This window comes from Sphingobium sp. LB126 (assembly GCF_002795205.1).
GTDB lineage: Bacteria > Pseudomonadota > Alphaproteobacteria > Sphingomonadales > Sphingomonadaceae > Sphingobium > Sphingobium chungbukense.
Genome location: NZ_NETV01000002.1, coordinates 1,025,001 through 1,040,648, shown reverse-complemented (window position 1 = coordinate 1,040,648; position 15,648 = coordinate 1,025,001). Strand labels below are relative to the sequence as shown.

General features: G+C 64.5%; 13 protein-coding genes (1 of these 13 cut by a window edge). 6 read left to right on the top strand and 7 right to left on the bottom strand.

Annotated features, from left to right (window positions below; all coding sequences use genetic code 11):
• Positions 1–8 precede the first annotated feature (8 nt).
• Positions 9–1,562, bottom strand: coding sequence for a DHA2 family efflux MFS transporter permease subunit (locus CAF53_RS20765; RefSeq protein WP_046765268.1), 1,554 nt, complete (start codon positions 1,560–1,562; stop codon positions 9–11).
• Positions 1,559–2,710, bottom strand: a complete 1,152-nt coding sequence (locus CAF53_RS20760; protein ID WP_100239440.1) for an HlyD family secretion protein — start codon at positions 2,708–2,710, stop codon at positions 1,559–1,561. Before CAF53_RS20760 ends, CAF53_RS20765 begins: the two co-directional genes overlap by 4 nt.
• A gap of 91 nt (positions 2,711–2,801) precedes the next feature.
• Between CAF53_RS20760 and CAF53_RS20755 the strand changes: the two genes are divergently transcribed.
• Positions 2,802–3,233: a MarR family transcriptional regulator gene (locus tag CAF53_RS20755; protein ID WP_100239439.1), complete on the top strand. Its 432-nt coding sequence runs from the start codon at positions 2,802–2,804 to the stop codon at positions 3,231–3,233.
• A 242-nt stretch (positions 3,234–3,475) separates the two neighbouring features.
• Here CAF53_RS20755 and ilvD read toward each other — a convergent pair whose 3' ends face one another.
• Entirely contained in the window at positions 3,476–5,329 is a 1,854-nt protein-coding gene (gene ilvD, locus CAF53_RS20745; RefSeq protein WP_100239438.1) for a dihydroxy-acid dehydratase, read from the bottom strand.
• Between the two features lie 104 nt (positions 5,330–5,433).
• On the opposite strand from ilvD, the gene CAF53_RS20740 reads away from it, so the two are divergent.
• Positions 5,434–6,339: a LysR family transcriptional regulator gene (locus CAF53_RS20740; RefSeq protein ID WP_046765348.1), complete on the top strand. Its 906-nt coding sequence runs from the start codon at positions 5,434–5,436 to the stop codon at positions 6,337–6,339.
• A 3-nt stretch (positions 6,340–6,342) separates the two neighbouring features.
• Here the strand turns inward: CAF53_RS20740 and CAF53_RS20735 are convergent, their stop codons facing one another.
• From CAF53_RS20735 to CAF53_RS20720, 4 genes are all read right to left on the bottom strand, one after another.
• Positions 6,343–7,140, bottom strand: coding sequence for a DUF2189 domain-containing protein (locus CAF53_RS20735; protein WP_046765273.1), 798 nt, complete (start codon positions 7,138–7,140; stop codon positions 6,343–6,345).
• Between the two features lie 395 nt (positions 7,141–7,535).
• Positions 7,536–8,561, bottom strand: coding sequence for a 4-hydroxy-2-oxovalerate aldolase (dmpG, locus tag CAF53_RS20730; RefSeq protein WP_100239437.1), 1,026 nt, complete (start codon positions 8,559–8,561; stop codon positions 7,536–7,538).
• On the bottom strand, positions 8,558–9,511 hold the full coding sequence (locus CAF53_RS20725) for an acetaldehyde dehydrogenase (acetylating) (protein ID WP_100239436.1): 954 nt from the start codon (positions 9,509–9,511) through the stop codon (positions 8,558–8,560). Before CAF53_RS20725 ends, dmpG begins: the two co-directional genes overlap by 4 nt.
• A 5-nt stretch (positions 9,512–9,516) precedes the next feature.
• Positions 9,517–10,302: a fumarylacetoacetate hydrolase family protein gene (locus tag CAF53_RS20720; RefSeq protein WP_100239435.1), complete on the bottom strand. Its 786-nt coding sequence runs from the start codon at positions 10,300–10,302 to the stop codon at positions 9,517–9,519.
• A gap of 82 nt (positions 10,303–10,384) precedes the next feature.
• On the opposite strand from CAF53_RS20720, the gene CAF53_RS20715 reads away from it, so the two are divergent.
• The 4 genes from CAF53_RS20715 to CAF53_RS20700 all read left to right on the top strand — a co-directional run.
• A complete protein-coding gene (locus tag CAF53_RS20715) occupies positions 10,385–11,140 on the top strand; it encodes an IclR family transcriptional regulator (protein WP_277949210.1) in 756 nt (251 codons plus the stop codon).
• Positions 11,141–11,245: 105 nt separating this feature from the next.
• On the top strand, positions 11,246–11,962 hold the full coding sequence (locus tag CAF53_RS20710; RefSeq protein WP_046765278.1) for an HAD family phosphatase: 717 nt from the start codon (positions 11,246–11,248) through the stop codon (positions 11,960–11,962).
• Between the two features lie 128 nt (positions 11,963–12,090).
• On the top strand, positions 12,091–14,505 hold the full coding sequence (locus CAF53_RS20705) for a hypothetical protein (protein WP_100239434.1): 2,415 nt from the start codon (positions 12,091–12,093) through the stop codon (positions 14,503–14,505).
• 144 nt (positions 14,506–14,649) lie between these two features.
• On the top strand, positions 14,650–15,648 hold the 5' portion of the coding sequence (locus CAF53_RS20700; RefSeq protein ID WP_100239433.1) for an aldo/keto reductase. It continues 6 nt past the right edge of the window; 999 of the gene's 1,005 nt are visible here — the first part of the coding sequence; the start codon lies at positions 14,650–14,652; its stop codon lies off the right edge, out of view.

The window sequence follows — 15,648 nt, the reverse complement described above, 5'->3', positions numbered from 1 at the left end:
AGACAGCCTTAGTGCATGGCAATCGCTTGCCCCTTGGGCAAGGGACGCAGGAACAGGACCAGCGGTATGACGGCGATGATGCCGACCGCCAGCATCGTGAAAATATCATTGTAGGTCATGACCAGCGCCTCTCGCTGGATCGTGCCCGCCACCGTGCGCAGGGCCGCGTCATGGCTGCCCATCGCATGGCCGAGGCTGCCGATATAATCCTGAACCTGACCGCTGTTCGCGCTCAGGCTTTCCTCCATGCGGCGGCTGTGGAACCAGGTCCTTTGGTCCTGGATGGTGGCGATGCCCGCCAGCGCCAGCGATCCGCCCAGGTTGCGGACCGCGTTGAAAAGGCCGGCGGCGTCGCCCGCATCCTCGCGGGGGACCGCGGCAATGGCGGCCTGGTTGAGGAAAAGGAAGCCGAACACGCTGCCGACGCCGCGCAGCAGTTGCGATTCGATGAAATCATGGCCGACCGCCTGATTGGTCAGAACCGTGTCGATCCAGCAACTGGTCGCCATGACCGTCAGGCCGAGGCCGACCGCGATCCGGATGTCGAGATGCCGGATCAGCAATGGCGTCAAGGGCATCAGCATCAGGCTGGGAATGCCCGACAGCAGGACGATCCGGCCCGACTGCAACGCGTCATAGCCGGCGATGGCGGCCAGGAACTGGGGGATGACGAAGGCCGTGCCATAGAGCATCATGCCGATCACCAGCCCCATGGCCGCCACCGCGCCGAATTGCCGATCCAGCAGCAGCTTCAACCGGATGACCGGCCGTTTCGCGACCAACTGGCCAGCGAACAGCAGGATGAAGCCGATCGCCGAGACGATCGACATCATGACGATTTCCCGGCTCTGGAACCATTGTTCGCGCTGCCCCTCCTCCAGGACGATGGTGAGGCCGCCGAGCCCAAGCGCCATGCCGGCAATGCCCAGCCAGTCGGCCTGCCAGAATTCGCTGGGCTGCGGCTTTTGGGACGGCATCGTCACCAACAGCAGGGTGATCAATATGATGCCGACCGGCAGGTTGAGGAAAAAGGCATAATGCCAACTGATATTTTCCGTCAGCCATCCACCGACGAGCGGCCCCAGCACCGGGCCGAGGATCGCTGTGACGCCGAACAGCGCATTGCCGATCGGCTGCTGCGAACGGGGCAGGCGGGTGGCGATGATCGTCATCGCCGTGGGGATCAGCGCGCCGCCGGTAAAACCCTGGCCGACACGTCCGATCACCATGGTCGTCAGGTCGTTCGCCACACCGCACAGCATGGAAAAGCCCGTGAACAGAAAGGCGGCGGCCAACAGCAGGGTCCGCAATCCCAACAGCCGTTCCAGCCAGGCCGCCAGGGGGATGATGATGATTTCCGCGACCAGATAGGATGTGGCGATCCAGGTTCCCTCCGTGCCGCTGGCGCCGATTTCACCCTGGATCGTGGGCAGGGCTGAATTGACGATCGAAATATCCAGTGTCGCCATCATCGCGCCCAGGCTGCCCGCCGCGACTGCCAGCCATGCGGCGGCGTCGGCGCGTTCGGGCACCGGCGCGACCTGTGGAGCGGCGGTGGTCATCGGCCGGTCCGCGCGTTGTGCCGCTCCTGCTCCCGGCGGATCTGTGCGGTGGCGTCCTTGGCCGAGCGCGTGTCCACCGACACCTCGACCGACATGCCGGGAACCAGCAGCTTGCGGGTTTCGGGGCCTGCGCTGACAGCGATCCGAACGGGGATGCGCTGGACGATCTTGGTGAAGTTGCCGGTGGCGTTTTGCGGCGGCAGAACCGAAAATTGGGCGCCGGTGCCGGGCGCGATACTCGCCACCCGGCCGGGCAGTTCCATGCCCGGCAACGCGTCCACTTCGATTTTCACTGGTTGGCCGACGCGCATCAGGCCCATTTGCGTTTCCTTGAAATTCGCCTCCACATAAAGGCTGGCCTTGGGGACCAGCGTCATCAGGCGGGTCGCTGCCTGCACGAACTGACCTTGCCGCACGCTCCTGTCACCGATCCGGCCATCGGCGGCGGCACGCAATATGGTTGCCTCCACATCGGTATCGGCGGCGGACAGCTGGGCGCGGGCGGCCTCACCCTGCGCCTGCGCCTGCCGGACCTGTGCTTCCAGCGTGGCGACCCGCTTTTGCGCGCTGGTCAGCGTCGCCTGCGCGGCGGCGGCCCTGGACCGAGCCTGCGTAGCCTGATTTTGCAGCTCGGACAGGTGTTCGCGGGTTTCCGCGCCGCTGGCCGCCAGCGGACGATAACGTTCCACCTGGCTGGCCGCAAAGGCGGCATTGGCATTGGAGGCGTTCAACTCCGCCGCTGCCTGGACGATGGCGGCGCGCTGCTCTGCAATCTGGGCGGTGACGCCGGCGGCGCTGGCCTTGGCGACGTCGATCTGCGCCAGCGACTGGGCTGCCTGCGCCCGGTAGTCGCGCGGGTCGATCTGGACCAGCGGCTGGCCCATCTTCACATCCTGGTTCTCGTCCACGAAAACGCGGTCGACATAGCCGGAAACCTTGGGCGCGACGGTGATCGAATCGGCCTGGATATATGCGTCGTTGGTCGATTCCTGATATCGGCCGAAACTTTCGAAGCGGATGAACCACAACACGCCAACGACGATCAGAGCCAACCCCACCAGCAGCAGGATCAGGCGGGCGCGGGGGCTCTTGAGCGGAGAGAAGGGGCGCTGGCCCGAATCGTCGGCGGATGCGCAGGGGGAAACCATTGTCTCTGAATTCATGAAGGAACCCGTTAATTGATCCTGGCCCTATGCTCGCTCTTGCAGTATTGTGCAATACCATTTATTGAGGGCCCTCATGAATGTCTCCGACGAAGAACTGCTGACGGACTTGTTCCGCACCATCGCGTTGATGCGCAAATCTTTCGACCGGGCGATGACGGAGCAGGGCGCGTCGCTGGCCCAGACGAAGGTGCTGATGTGCATCAAGGCTCGGTCGGGAAATGCGCGGGCCGTCGACATAGCCGAAATCATGGGCGTGGCGCCGCGAACCGCGACGGAGGCGCTTGACGGTCTGGAACGCGATGGGTTGATCAGGCGGATCCCGGACAAGGAGGACAGGCGGGTCAAACGGCTGACCCTCACACCCGCCGGAGAAGCCGCGGTCGCCGTGGCGGAACCTTTGCGTCGCCAACTCATGACGAAGCTATTGGCTAATCTGAACTCGTCGGAGCGGCTGAATTTCCATGCTGCGCTGCAAAAATTACTGGAAGGGCTGGCGGACGCCTGACTTTTTTGATTCGCGCGATCTTCTCTGTTATCATCGCCCGGTCGACCAGCTTAAGTCTGGCGGCAGGGGAGAGTGTGATGGAGCGTATGCATTACAGCATGTGCCAATGCAGTGTAGGACTGCTGGCCCTGTGCAGCGCGTCGGCCCTGACGCTGACCGGTATGCTTTACATCCTGCTCAACTGATCCCGCCTCGGCGCGTGATCGAAGGGGCGCGCCCTGTGCGCCGCGCCCCCTTGAAGTTCAATCCTTCTCGATCTGGCTGACGTCGCGCACCGCGCCGCGCGCCGCATTGGTGGTGAGCGCCGCATAGGCGCGCAGCGCGGGCGAAACATTGCGCTTGCGGCCGAAGGGCTTCCACGCCTTGGCGCCTCGCGCCTCCATTTCAGCCTTGCGCTCCGCGATGACGGCGTCGTCCACGGCCAGCTTGATGACGCGGTTCGGGATGTCGATCAGGATCGGATCGCCGGTCGCGACCAGCGCGATCAGCCCGCCCTCCGCCGCTTCGGGCGAGACATGGCCGATCGACAGGCCCGAGGTGCCGCCGGAGAAACGCCCGTCGGTGATGAGCGCGCAGGCCTTGCCCAGCCCCTTCGACTTCAGATAGCTGGTCGGATAGAGCATTTCCTGCATGCCCGGCCCACCCTTGGGCCCTTCATAACGGATGACGACGACGTCGCCCGCCTTCACTTCATTGCCTAATATGCCCGCGACCGCCGCGTCCTGGCTTTCATAGACGCGGGCCGTGCCGTGGAAGGTCAGGATGGATTCGTCGACGCCCGCCGTCTTCACGATGCAGCCTTCGGGTGCGATATTGCCGAACAGCACCGCGAGGCCGCCATCCTTGGAGAAGGGGTGCTCCGCGCTGCGGATGACACCCGTTTCGCGGTCCGTGTCCAATTCCTTCCAGCGGTTCGACTGGCTGAAGGCGACCGTCGTGCGCACGCCGCCGGGCGCCGCCTTGAAGAAATCCTGCACCGCCGCGCTGTTGGTGCGGCTGATGTCCCAGCGATTGAGCGCTTCGCCCATGGTCGCGCTGTGGACGGTCGGCAGGCTTGCGTCGATCAGGCCCGCCCGGTCGAGTTGGCCCAGGATCGCCATGATGCCGCCGGCGCGGTGGACATCCTCCATATGCACGTCCTGCTTGGCGGGCGCGACCTTGCACAGGCAGGGGACCCTGCGAGACAGCCGGTCGATATCGGCCATGGTGAAATCGACCCCGCCCTCATAGGCGGCGGCCAGCAGGTGGAGCACCGTGTTGGTCGATCCGCCCATGGCGATGTCGAGGCTCATGGCATTTTCGAACGCGGCGAAGCTGGCGATGGAGCGGGGCAGGACGGCGGCGTCCTCCTGCTCGTACCAGCGCTTGGCGAGGTCGACGATGGTGCGCCCGGCCTCGAGGAACAGCTTCTCGCGGTCGCTATGGGTGGCCAGCGTCGATCCGTTGCCGGGCAGGGACAGGCCCAATGCCTCGGTCAGGCAGTTCATGGAGTTCGCCGTGAACATGCCCGAACAGGAACCGCAGGTGGGACAGGCCGACCGCTCGATGACCTTCACTTCCTCGTCGGTATAGCTTTCGTCGGCGGCAGCGACCATGGCATCGACCAGATCGAGCGCGATGGTCTGGCCATGAATGTCGGCCTTGCCCGCTTCCATCGGCCCGCCGGACACGAAGATGGCGGGGATGTTGAGGCGCATCGCGGCCATCAGCATGCCGGGCGTGATCTTGTCGCAGTTGGAGATGCAGACCAGCGCGTCGGCCGTGTGGGCGTTCACCATATATTCGACGCTGTCGGCGATCAGATCGCGGCTGGGCAGCGAATAGAGCATGCCGTCATGGCCCATGGCGATGCCGTCGTCGACCGCGATGGTGTTGAATTCCTTGGCGACGCCGCCCGCCGCCTCGATTTCCCGCGCAACGAGCTGGCCCAAATCCTTCAGATGCACGTGCCCCGGCACGAACTGGGTGAAGCTGTTGGCGATGGCGATGATCGGCTTGCCGAAATCCTCGTCCTTCATGCCGGTGGCGCGCCACAGGCCGCGTGCGCCGGCCATGTTGCGGCCATGGGTGCTGGTGCGTGAACGATAATGGGGCATGGATCGCTTTCCTCGGATTCCTCTCCGCCCGCCTCTACGCTTTTTCGTACAGGTTGTGAAATATATTGGAATGGCGTAATAAAGTCGTGTGGTGAATGATTGATATGGATCTGCGGCAACTCAACCATTTCCTCGCCGTGGCGGAGGAACTGCATTTCGGGCGCGCGGCGGAGCGGCTTGGTATGACGCAACCGCCGCTCAGCCAATCGATCATGGCGCTGGAGCGGGAGTTGGGCGCGCCGCTCTTTGCCCGGACAAAGCGCCATGTCGCGCTGACCCCCTTCGGCGCGCAATGGCTGGAGCATGTCCGCCCGGCGGTGGGCGCGATCGGCGCCTTGCCGGCCACCGCGCAGCGTCTGAGGAAAGGGACGGCAGGGCGGCTGGCCTTGTCCTTCGTCAGTTCCGCCGACTACAGCATCCTGCCTGCGCTGGTTCGCCGTTATTCGACCGCCTTTCCCGAGGTGGAGATGACCCTGGCGGAGGCGACCAGCGACGTGCAGATCGAGGCGCTGGTCGAGGGCGGGATCGATGCAGGGATCATGATCCCGCCCGCTTCCGCGTTGCCCTCGCTGATCGAATATCGGCCCTTGCTGCGGGAACCGCTGGTGGCTGCGGTGCCGCAACTTTGGGTGGAGGAGGGGCGGCTTGCCCTTGAGCAGGGGAAGCTGGCCGGCGAAAGCTGGCTGGACGAGCCTCTGTTGCTCTTTCCCCGCCATGTCTCGCCAACCTTCCACGACCTCGTCCTCGACCATTATCGGGCGAAGGGGCGCCAGCCGCTGATCCGCCAGCGCGCGATCCAGATGCAGACGATCATCAGCCTCGTCTCGGCGGAAATGGGATTGGCGTTGGTGCCCGCCTCGCTTCGGAACCTGGCGCGGACGGGCGTTCGCTACCTGCCGCTGGCCGATGCGGCGCCGGTTCTGGAAACCGGGCTGGCCTGGCGCCGCGCCGACGAGGCGCCGACCCTGCGTTCGCTGATCGGCATAGCCCTCGACATGGCCGAGGGCTGACCCTTACCGCACCACAGCGCGGGTATAGAGATGCCAAGTGGCATAGCCCAGCACGGGCAGCACCACGGCAAGGCCTACGAGCGCCGGAAGCGCGCCCACGAACAGCATCGCCACGACGATCAGGCCCCAGGCCGCCACCGTCACCGGATTGTGCCAGGCCACGCGGAAGGATGTGCGCAGCGCCACGCCCCAACTGACCGGCTTGTCCACCACCATCGGGAAGGAAACGACGCTGGCCGCCAGCGTGGCGACGGCGAAGCAGAAGCCGACCAGATTGCCCAGCACGATCATCTGCCACCCTTCGGAGGTGTTGAACGTCGCCGACAGGAAAGCGCCCACCGACGATGTCGAACCCGGCACATTTTCCAGCGTCACATGGTAGATCAGCCAGGCCATCGCCATCCAGCCGATGAACAGCATCGCCGTGACGCAGGTCAGGTCGAACACCGCCGACGTTCCCGGTTTGCGCACGACATCCAGGAAATGGCGCCAGCGGGAATCCAGCCCATCTTCGCGCCGCCGCGCCAGTTCGTAGAAGCCGCTGGCAAAGGCCGGACCCAGCAGCACCGATCCGGCGACCAGCGGGAAGACCAGCGGCATGATCGACATCCGGCTGGCGGACAGGATCGCGAGCAGGACGATCACCGGATAGATGAAGCCGATGAAGACGAGATCGCCGCGCTTGGCGAGGAAATCGTCCCAGCCCTGCCTGAGCGCGATCCGTAGATCGTCGAAGCCGAGGGTGCGAATGGCAATATCCTCGCGGGCGGGTGTGGCATGGGACGGATGGGCAATAGCCATGGTTCGCTCTCCTGGCCGAACACCATGACACGCCTTCGCTCTTTTTTCAGTCCTCTGTCGGGACATGCCCGTCTTTTTGGCAAGGCGGGCATCTCTCGGCATGAGGGGGCGCCTCATGGCCAATGGCGGCACCTTACACCGGGATTGCGGGGCTTGCCAGCCATTTGATGCTGCGGGCGAGGCTGCCGGGCGATCCATGACGGGGTGGCTGTCGTTGGGGAAAGGCCAGGGCCGATCGATATGGGAACGAAGCATGCGCTTTTGCGCCACTCGTCAGTAACCGAAATGTCGACCGGCCCTGGATCTGCCCGACCTGATATCCATGCAGGTCAATCAACCTGCTATGGAACATGTCCCTACAAATGGCGGGGAGGATAGGGAATTGGCTGTTCCCGTCAGCGCTGCCCGGCCAGATCGAGCGCGATATCGACGATCATATCCTCCTGCCCGCCGACTATCTTGCGGCGGCCTACCTCGGTCAGGATCGCGCGGGTGTCGATGCCATATTCGGCCGACGCCTTTTCGGCATGTCGCAGGAAACTGGAATAGACCCCGGCATAGCCCAGCGTCAGCGTTTCCCGATCGACGCGGACCGGGCGGTCCTGCAACGGGCGCACCAATTCTTCCGCGGCATCCATCAGCGCGTAGAGATCGCAGCCATGGTTCCAGCCGTAGCTGTCGGCCGCGGCGATGAAGATCTCCAGCGGCGCGTTGCCGGCGCCCGCGCCCATGCCCGCGAGGGAGGCGTCGACCCGGATCGCGCCCTGCTCGACGGCGACCAGGCTGTTGGCGACGCCCAGGCTCAGATTATGATGGGCATGGACGCCGCGCTGGGTCTCGGGCTTCAACACCCTGTCATAGGCCTCGAACCGTGCCTTATATTGCGCCATGTTCATCGCGCCGCCGCTGTCGGTGACATAGACGCAATGCGCGCCATAATCTTCCATCAGCTTGGCCTGGGCGGCGAGGGCGCCGGGCTCCGACATATGGCTCATCATCAGGAATCCGGACACGTCCATGCCGAGGTTGCGGGCGGCCTCGATATGCTGTTTCGACACGTCCGCCTCGGTGCAATGAGTGGCGATGCGGACCGACCGGACCCCGAGGTCGTAAGCCCGCTTCAGGTCATGCACCGTGCCGATGCCGGGCAGCAGCAGCGTGGTCAGCACGCTATGTTCCAGCACCTCGGCCACGGCGCCGATCCAGTCCCAGTCGGTATGCGCGCCAAAGCCATAGTTGAAGGACGAGCCGTTGAGGCCGTCGCCATGGGCGACCTCGATCGCGTCGACCTTCGCCAGGTCGAGTGCCCGGGCGATCTTCCGCACATGATCCAGGCCATATTGATGACGGATGGCGTGCATCCCGTCCCGCAAGGTCACGTCCTGGATATAGAGTTTGGTCTGGGTCGGGTCGAAGGTCATGCGGGGACTCCTGCGGTGATACGGTCCGCGATCTTCTCGGCGGTGCGCAGCGCGGCCGAGGTCATGATGTCGAGATTGCCGGCATAGGCGGGCAGGTAATGGGCTGCGCCCTCCACCTCCAGGAAGATCGTGACCTTGAGGCCGGTGAAATCGGTCTGGCCGGTGTCCGCCATTTCCGGGATGTGGAGCGGCCGGTTGGAGCCGACATGCTCGAACTGCACCTCCTGCTTCAGTCGATAGCCGGGGACATAGCTCTGCACATCCTCGACCATGCGCCGAACGCTGTCGCGGATCGCCTGCTGGTCGGCCTCGTCGCACAGGCAGTAGACGGTGTCGCGCATGATCAACGGCGGTTCGGCGGGGTTGAGGACGATGATCGCCTTGCCCCGCGTTGCGCCGCCGACGTCCATGATCGCCTGGGACGTCGTCTCGGTGAACTCGTCGATATTGGCGCGGGTGCCGGGACCAGCGCTCTTGGAGGCGATGGAGGCGACGATCTCGCCATAATGCACCTTGGCGACGCGGTTGACGGCATGGACCATGGGGATGGTCGCCTGCCCGCCGCAGGTCACCATGTTGACATTGTGCGCGTCGAGATGGGCGTCGCCATTGACCGGCGGAATGGTATAGGGGCCGATGGCGGCGGGGGTCAGGTCCACCACCCGCTTGCCATGGGCTTGCAGCACTTCATTATTGCGTTTGTGGGCGCCGGCCGAAGTGGCGTCGAACACGATCCGGATGTCCGCGAATTCGGGCATGGCGACAAGGCCGTCTATACCCTCCGCCGTGATCGGTACGCCCAGCCGCGCGGCACGCTTCAGGCCGTCGCTTTCCGGATCGATGCCGACAAAGGCACCCATTTCCAGTGTCTGCGACAAACGCATGATCTTGATCATCAGGTCGGTGCCGATATTGCCCGAACCGACGATGGCCACTTTGGTTTTCCGCATGGTCTTCAGACCTTCCCGAAGTTGAAGGAAACGGTGCCGATGCCGCCGACGATCGCGCGCACATGGTTGCCCGGCACGAGCGCGACCATCGGTCCCAGCGCGCCGGTCAGCAGGATGTCGCCCGCCTTCAGCGGCTCGCCGCGCGCGGCCAGGGTGGAGGCGAGCCAGGCGGCCGCGTTCAATGGATGGCCGAGCACCGCCGCGCCCGCGCCCAGCGATGCGATCCGGCCGTCAATCTCCATGACCATGCCCGCCGCATAGAGGTCCGTCCCCGCCATGGAGCGTCCTTCCTCGGCCATCACGAAGAAGGCGGAGGAGCCGTTGTCGGCGACGGTGTCCGCGAAACCGATCTTCCAGTCGGCGATCCGGCTGTCGACAATCTCTATGGCGGCATGGACGGACCGGACGGCGGCCGCGACGGCCTGCGGCGTCGTATCGGCATCGGGCAGGTCGGCGCCGAGCACGAGGGCGATTTCCGCCTCCACTTTGGGTTGCAGGCTGCGCGCCGGGTCCAGCGTGCCGCCATCGGCAATCTGCATATCCTCGAACAGCACGCCGAAATCCGGCTGATCGACGCCCAGTTGCTGTTGCACGGCCCTGGCTGTCAGTCCTGCCTTGCGGCCGACGATGCGGCGTCCCTGCGCCTGCCAGAAGCGCGTGTTGATCGCCTGCACCGCATAGGCGCCCGCCACGTCTACCGGGTCAAGCCCGTCTCGCATGGGGGCCACCGCACCTTGGGCATAGGCATCGCGAAGGCGCAGTGCGAGCTGTTCATGGGTTGGTCGGGTCATCTGATCCTCATCCTTCGATTTGCCGTGGAAACTATATGGGAAAGGGGCTTGCCGCCAGTACGGCTCTGCCCTACCATCTCATATGGTGAGAAATGGAACACCCTCCATCGCAGCGCTCAGCCGCAGCCTTGCCATGCTTGAAGCGATCCTGAACGATCGGGACGGGCGAAGCGTGGCTGCCATCGCCGAGCTTATCGACATGCCTGTTGCGACCGCTCATCGGCAGGTGACGACGCTGGTGGCCGAAGGGTTCCTGGCCCGCATGCCCAGGGGTCGATTGGGACCCGGCCGACGGTTGCTGTCCCTGATGCAGAGCGTGGACGAGAAACAGCTTATCGTGGCCGCCGCCGCCCCGGTCCTGCATCGCCTTGCCGCAAGCGTAAGATCCGTCGTTCAACTAGGGACGCTGGAAAATGACATGGTGACCTACCGCATCAAGACCGGTCGGGGAGCCAGCGACTTTTTCACCAAGGTCGGCATGCAGCTTGAGGCCTATTGTTCGGGTATCGGCAAAGTGCTGCTGGCATATCAAACCGAGCAGGACAGGGAGGCCTATCTCGCGACCGGTCCGTTTCCCGCCTTGACGTCGAACACGATCACCGATCCGGAACTGTTGCGCAAGGAACTGGCGCGGGTTCGCGCTGCGGGGGTTGCGCGCGATGCCGAGGAAATCGTGGAGGGCCTCGCCTGCCTTGCCGTGCCGATCCACAGCATGGATGGTCATGTTCGCGCGGCCATCTCCGTCTCGCGCGCCGTACCGGGGCGCAAGGAATGGCAGGAGGATGCGATCGTGGAGATGCTGCGGACGGCGGCAGTGGAGATCGAGGCCTCTCTTTAGATCGCACGGTGCCAAGGGCTTGGAGTTTTCCCGCGAGCGGTTGTTGCATCTCCCGATGCAGCCTATGCACTCGTCAACCCCGCGGCCAAGCCCCATATTGGCGGTATGACAGTATCGACCCTCGCCAACACCGAACCTGCAATGTTGAACCGTCGCCTGCCCGTTCCGGTGCGGGCGGTGATTTTCGACATGGACGGCACGCTGCTCGATACCGAAGCGGAGCATCGCCGCACGATGGCGGAAGCGGCCGCCGCCTTGGGCTGGCCCTTTTCGGAGGCGTTGCAACTCGCCATGGTCGGCATCCACCGGGATGCGAACCGGGTGATGCTGGCAGAGCATTTCGGCGCGGATTTTCCGCTGGAGCAATTCTATGCCGACAGCGATCTGTTGTTCGAGGCGGCGCTGGAGGCGGCCATTCCCGTGCGGCCGGGGGTTGAGCCCTTGCTGGCGCGGCTCGCTTCGTCGGGCATCCCGATGGCGGTGGCGACCTCGACAGAGGCGCGCTATGCCCGTCTGCGGCTCGAAAAGGCGGGACTGCTCGATTATTTCGACGTGGTCGTGACCCGCAACGATGTCGAACGGCCCAAGCCGCATCCCGAACCCTATCTGCTTGCGGCAAGCCGCCTGGGCGTGGCCGTGACCGATGCGGTCGCGGTGGAGGACAGCTATGCGGGCGTCCGTTCCGCCGCGGCTGCGGGCATGGCGACGGTGATGGTGCCCGACCTGTTGCCCGCGACCGATGCGGAGCGCGCCCTGGTGGCCGCGGTGCTGCCCAGCCTGCATGACCTGGCGGCGCTGGTCCTGCCTGAACCGGAGGGTTGAGCCGGGCATTCATCCCGCTGCATTCGCCCTTCGTCGCAAAACCTGTTGCCATATCCCCTACTCTTGGAATTGGGGAGGCGATGTGGGACAGCGGATCTGGATCGCTGACAGAAAGATACCGGGACGTTATGCCGCTGCCGAGCCGATGGAGGACCTTGCCCTGGATATCCGGAGCGGCGGGCATGGCCCTGACGATCTTATTGGCGTCGGGCGCGCCGGCGCCGGCCGCCGAGCCGGCGCCGTTCGAATTGGGCGGGCCGGGATTGCGCATCACGGTCGCACGGGGCGCGCAGCTGCTGCCTATCGCCCAGGTGCCGACCCTGGCCGAAGGCGACAGGCTGTCGATCAGGGCCGACCTGCCTGAGGATCAGGGCGCGCGTTTCCTGTTGCTGTCGACATTTCTGCGCGGCGCGACCAATCCGCCGCCCAAGGACTGGATCAAGGCCGCCGAAACCTGGAAGAAGAAGGACAAGGATAATAGCCTCAGCCTGACCGTGCCGAAGGGCGCCCGGCAGATGACCCTGTTCCTGGTGCCCGACACCGGCGGAGCGGAAAGCACGATCGTCGATGCCGTGCGCGGCAAGCCGGGTGAATTCATCCGGGCGACGCAGGAATTGAACCAGGCCTCGCTCGATCGGTCGCGACTGGACGCCTTCATGGCGGCGATCCGGCGTCAGGAGAACAGCCATCCCGAATATCTGCGCTCGGTCGCCCCGGCACTGGCGCGCAGCCTGTCGATGAAGCTGAACGACGAATGCCTGTCCAAGGTGGTCGAGCTCCAGGCGAGCTGCCTGCTCGAAAATCGGGAACAACTGGTGCTGGCCGACGTGCACAGCAGTTCCATCGCGGAAACGCTGACGGGTGCACCGACCGATCTTGCGCTGCAACTCAGTTCCACGCGGGAAGCCGGCTATGGCTTCTACAGCCCCTATATCGGCGTCGTGCGCGACGTGGCGAAGATATTCGGCGCGTTCAGCAATCCCGAGTTCGATTATCTGCCGACGCTCAGCATTCGGCGCGACGCGACCGCCGCGCTTCTGCTCAACAAGGCGCCTTCCTTCCAGAAGCCCAAATCGGTGCTGGTCGTCGGCATGCCCGCGATCGAAGCGGACAGCCCGCCCCGCCTGCGCAGTGCCGCCAGTGGTCCGATCTGCGCCGCCCGGCCGGGCGTTGTGCTGCCGGTCGAAGGGGCGCCCCTCATCTATTCGACCGCTTATGCAAGGAAGATGATGGTAAGGTTGACCGCCGGAAGCGGCGAGACGATCGACCTGCCCGTCGAAGCGCGGGCGGACCGCGGCGGCTATGTCGTCGGGAGCAATGGCCCGTTGCCTGCCGTCTTCAAAGGCACGGTGAAGGGGCATCTCTACGGCTATTGGGGGTTCGAGCGGTTTGACGGCCCCGATTTCACGCTGCAACTGCCCGGCGATGCGTCGTGGAAGGTGGAGGGCGAAGCGCCGACGCTGGTCGTGGGACGCGACAATGCGCTGACGTTGACCGGAGAGGCGCCGGCCTGTGTCGAAGGCGTGGTGCTGCGGCAGGGCGATGGCGCTCGGCAGTCGCTGTCCTGGACGGTGCAGGGGACGGATAGGCTGGCTCTCACCCTGCCGCTTGCTGACCGTAAGCCGGGCGACATCAGGATCGAGGTCAAATATCAGGGCATGGCCGCACCCTCCGTGTTGCCGCTGAAGGCTTATGCGCAGGCAAGCCGCCTGGATGGACTAAGCCTGCATGCAGGAGATGATCGTGCGATCCTGTCGGGCCAGCGACTGGATCAGGTCGCGGCGGTCGAACTGCCGGGCATGGTCCTGCGTCCCGAGGAGTTGACACGAGAGGGTTCGGTGGACCGGCTGCGGCTGGTGGCCAAGGGGACGGATGCTTCGTTCAAGACAGGCGATCAGGTGACCGCGCGGGTCAGGCTGAAAGATGGGCGTTCGGTCAATCTGGCCGCTACGGTCGAGGATGCCCGGCCGCGGCTGACGCTGCTCAGCAAGAGCATTTCGCGCCGGACGGGGGAGGGACGCGGTCTGCGACTGACCGGCCAGGATTTGCTGCCGGATGATGGACGGCTGGTTTTTTCGGTGCGGGCGGATCAAGGCGCGGTTTTCCGGGCGGATGATGCATTGGAGGTTGCATCGGCGGACGGCGTGAAGGCGGTGACGCTGGACAGCGCCAACGGCCTGAGGCTGTCCGGACCGGATGTGATGGTGGCGACACTCGATCCCGAAGCGTTGGCGCCCGTGTCAGGGCCGTTGCGCTTCCGGTTGCTGCGTCATGGCGGATCGAGCGATTGGCAGCCCCTGGTGACGCTGGCGCGCCTGCCGCATATCGAGGGCGTCATTTGCGAGGCGCAGGATTGCACGATCAAGGGACAGGAGCTGTTCCTGATCGAGGCGGTGGGCGGCGCGCCGGATTTTGAAAAGCCGACGACGGTCGTACAGGGTTTCACCGGGTCCATCCTGACGGTTCCGTTGCCCAGGGACGGCAAGCTCTACATCCGCCTGCGTGATGCACGGGATCAGGCGGTCGTGCTCGATGTGGGTTGATCCGTTTCGGGAAGTCATGACGGGGCCATTGACGGCTATTGCGTCAAACCACGGGTTCCTGTCTGTAAGTTCGAACGCTTTTTCAGGCGCTTTGCCAAGGGACGCGATGCTGCCTGACTGCAATGAATGGGATGCCACGCTGATATGACCAAAGCCCTGCCCGTCCGGAAGATCGGACCATATACCGTTTCTGCCATTGGCCTGGGTTGCATGAATTTGAGCCATGCCTATCTGCCCCGGCCCGAGCCGGAACGGGTACTGCTTCACGCATTGGAGGCGGGCGTAACCTTTTTCGACACGGCGGCGCTCTATGGTTTCGGTGCCAATGAGGAACTGGTCGGGCGCACCCTGATGCATCGCCGGGCGGAGTTCACCTTGGCAAGTAAGTGTGTCTTGGCGGAAATTGATGGCAAGCGAGGCCTGGATGGTTCGCCCGCCGCCATTAGCCGGGTGTTGGAGGATTCGCTCCGGCGCTTGAAGACCGACCATATCGATCTCTATTATCTCCACCGGCTGGATGTGAAGGTGCCGATCGAGGAGTCGGTCGGCGCTTTGGCCCGGGCTGTGGAGGCGGGCAAGATTGGTGCCATCGGCCTGTCGGAAATGTCGGCTGCAACCTTGCGCCGTGCTCATGCCGTGCATCCGATTGCCGCCATGCAGACGGAATATTCGCCCTGGACCCGCAATGCCGAAGTGGCTGTGCTGGATGCCTGCGCGGAAATGGATGTGGCTTTCGTTGCCTTCTCGCCCCTGGCGCGCGGGTTCCTGGCCGGCAATGTCGGACCTGAAGGCGTATCCAAAGAGGATCTTCGCCATGCGATGCCCCGATTCCAGCCCCCGCATCTGGAAGCGAATCTGACATTGGCGGCCAGGCTCGGGGTACTGGCGAACGAAGCGGGCTGTACGGCGGCGCAACTCTGCCTCGCTTGGTCGTTGGCTCGGCGGGATTTTGTGGTGCCCATCCCTGGTACGACCAGCATCGCGCATCTGGATGAGAATCTCGCGACGCTCTCTTTAAACCTACCTGACGATCTGTTCGCGGCGGTGGATGCGATCTTCACTTTTGAAGCGGTCTCGGGCGCACGCTATACCAGGGACGCGCAGGCGCAGATCGACACCGAAACATGGGTCGGCGAACCGCTG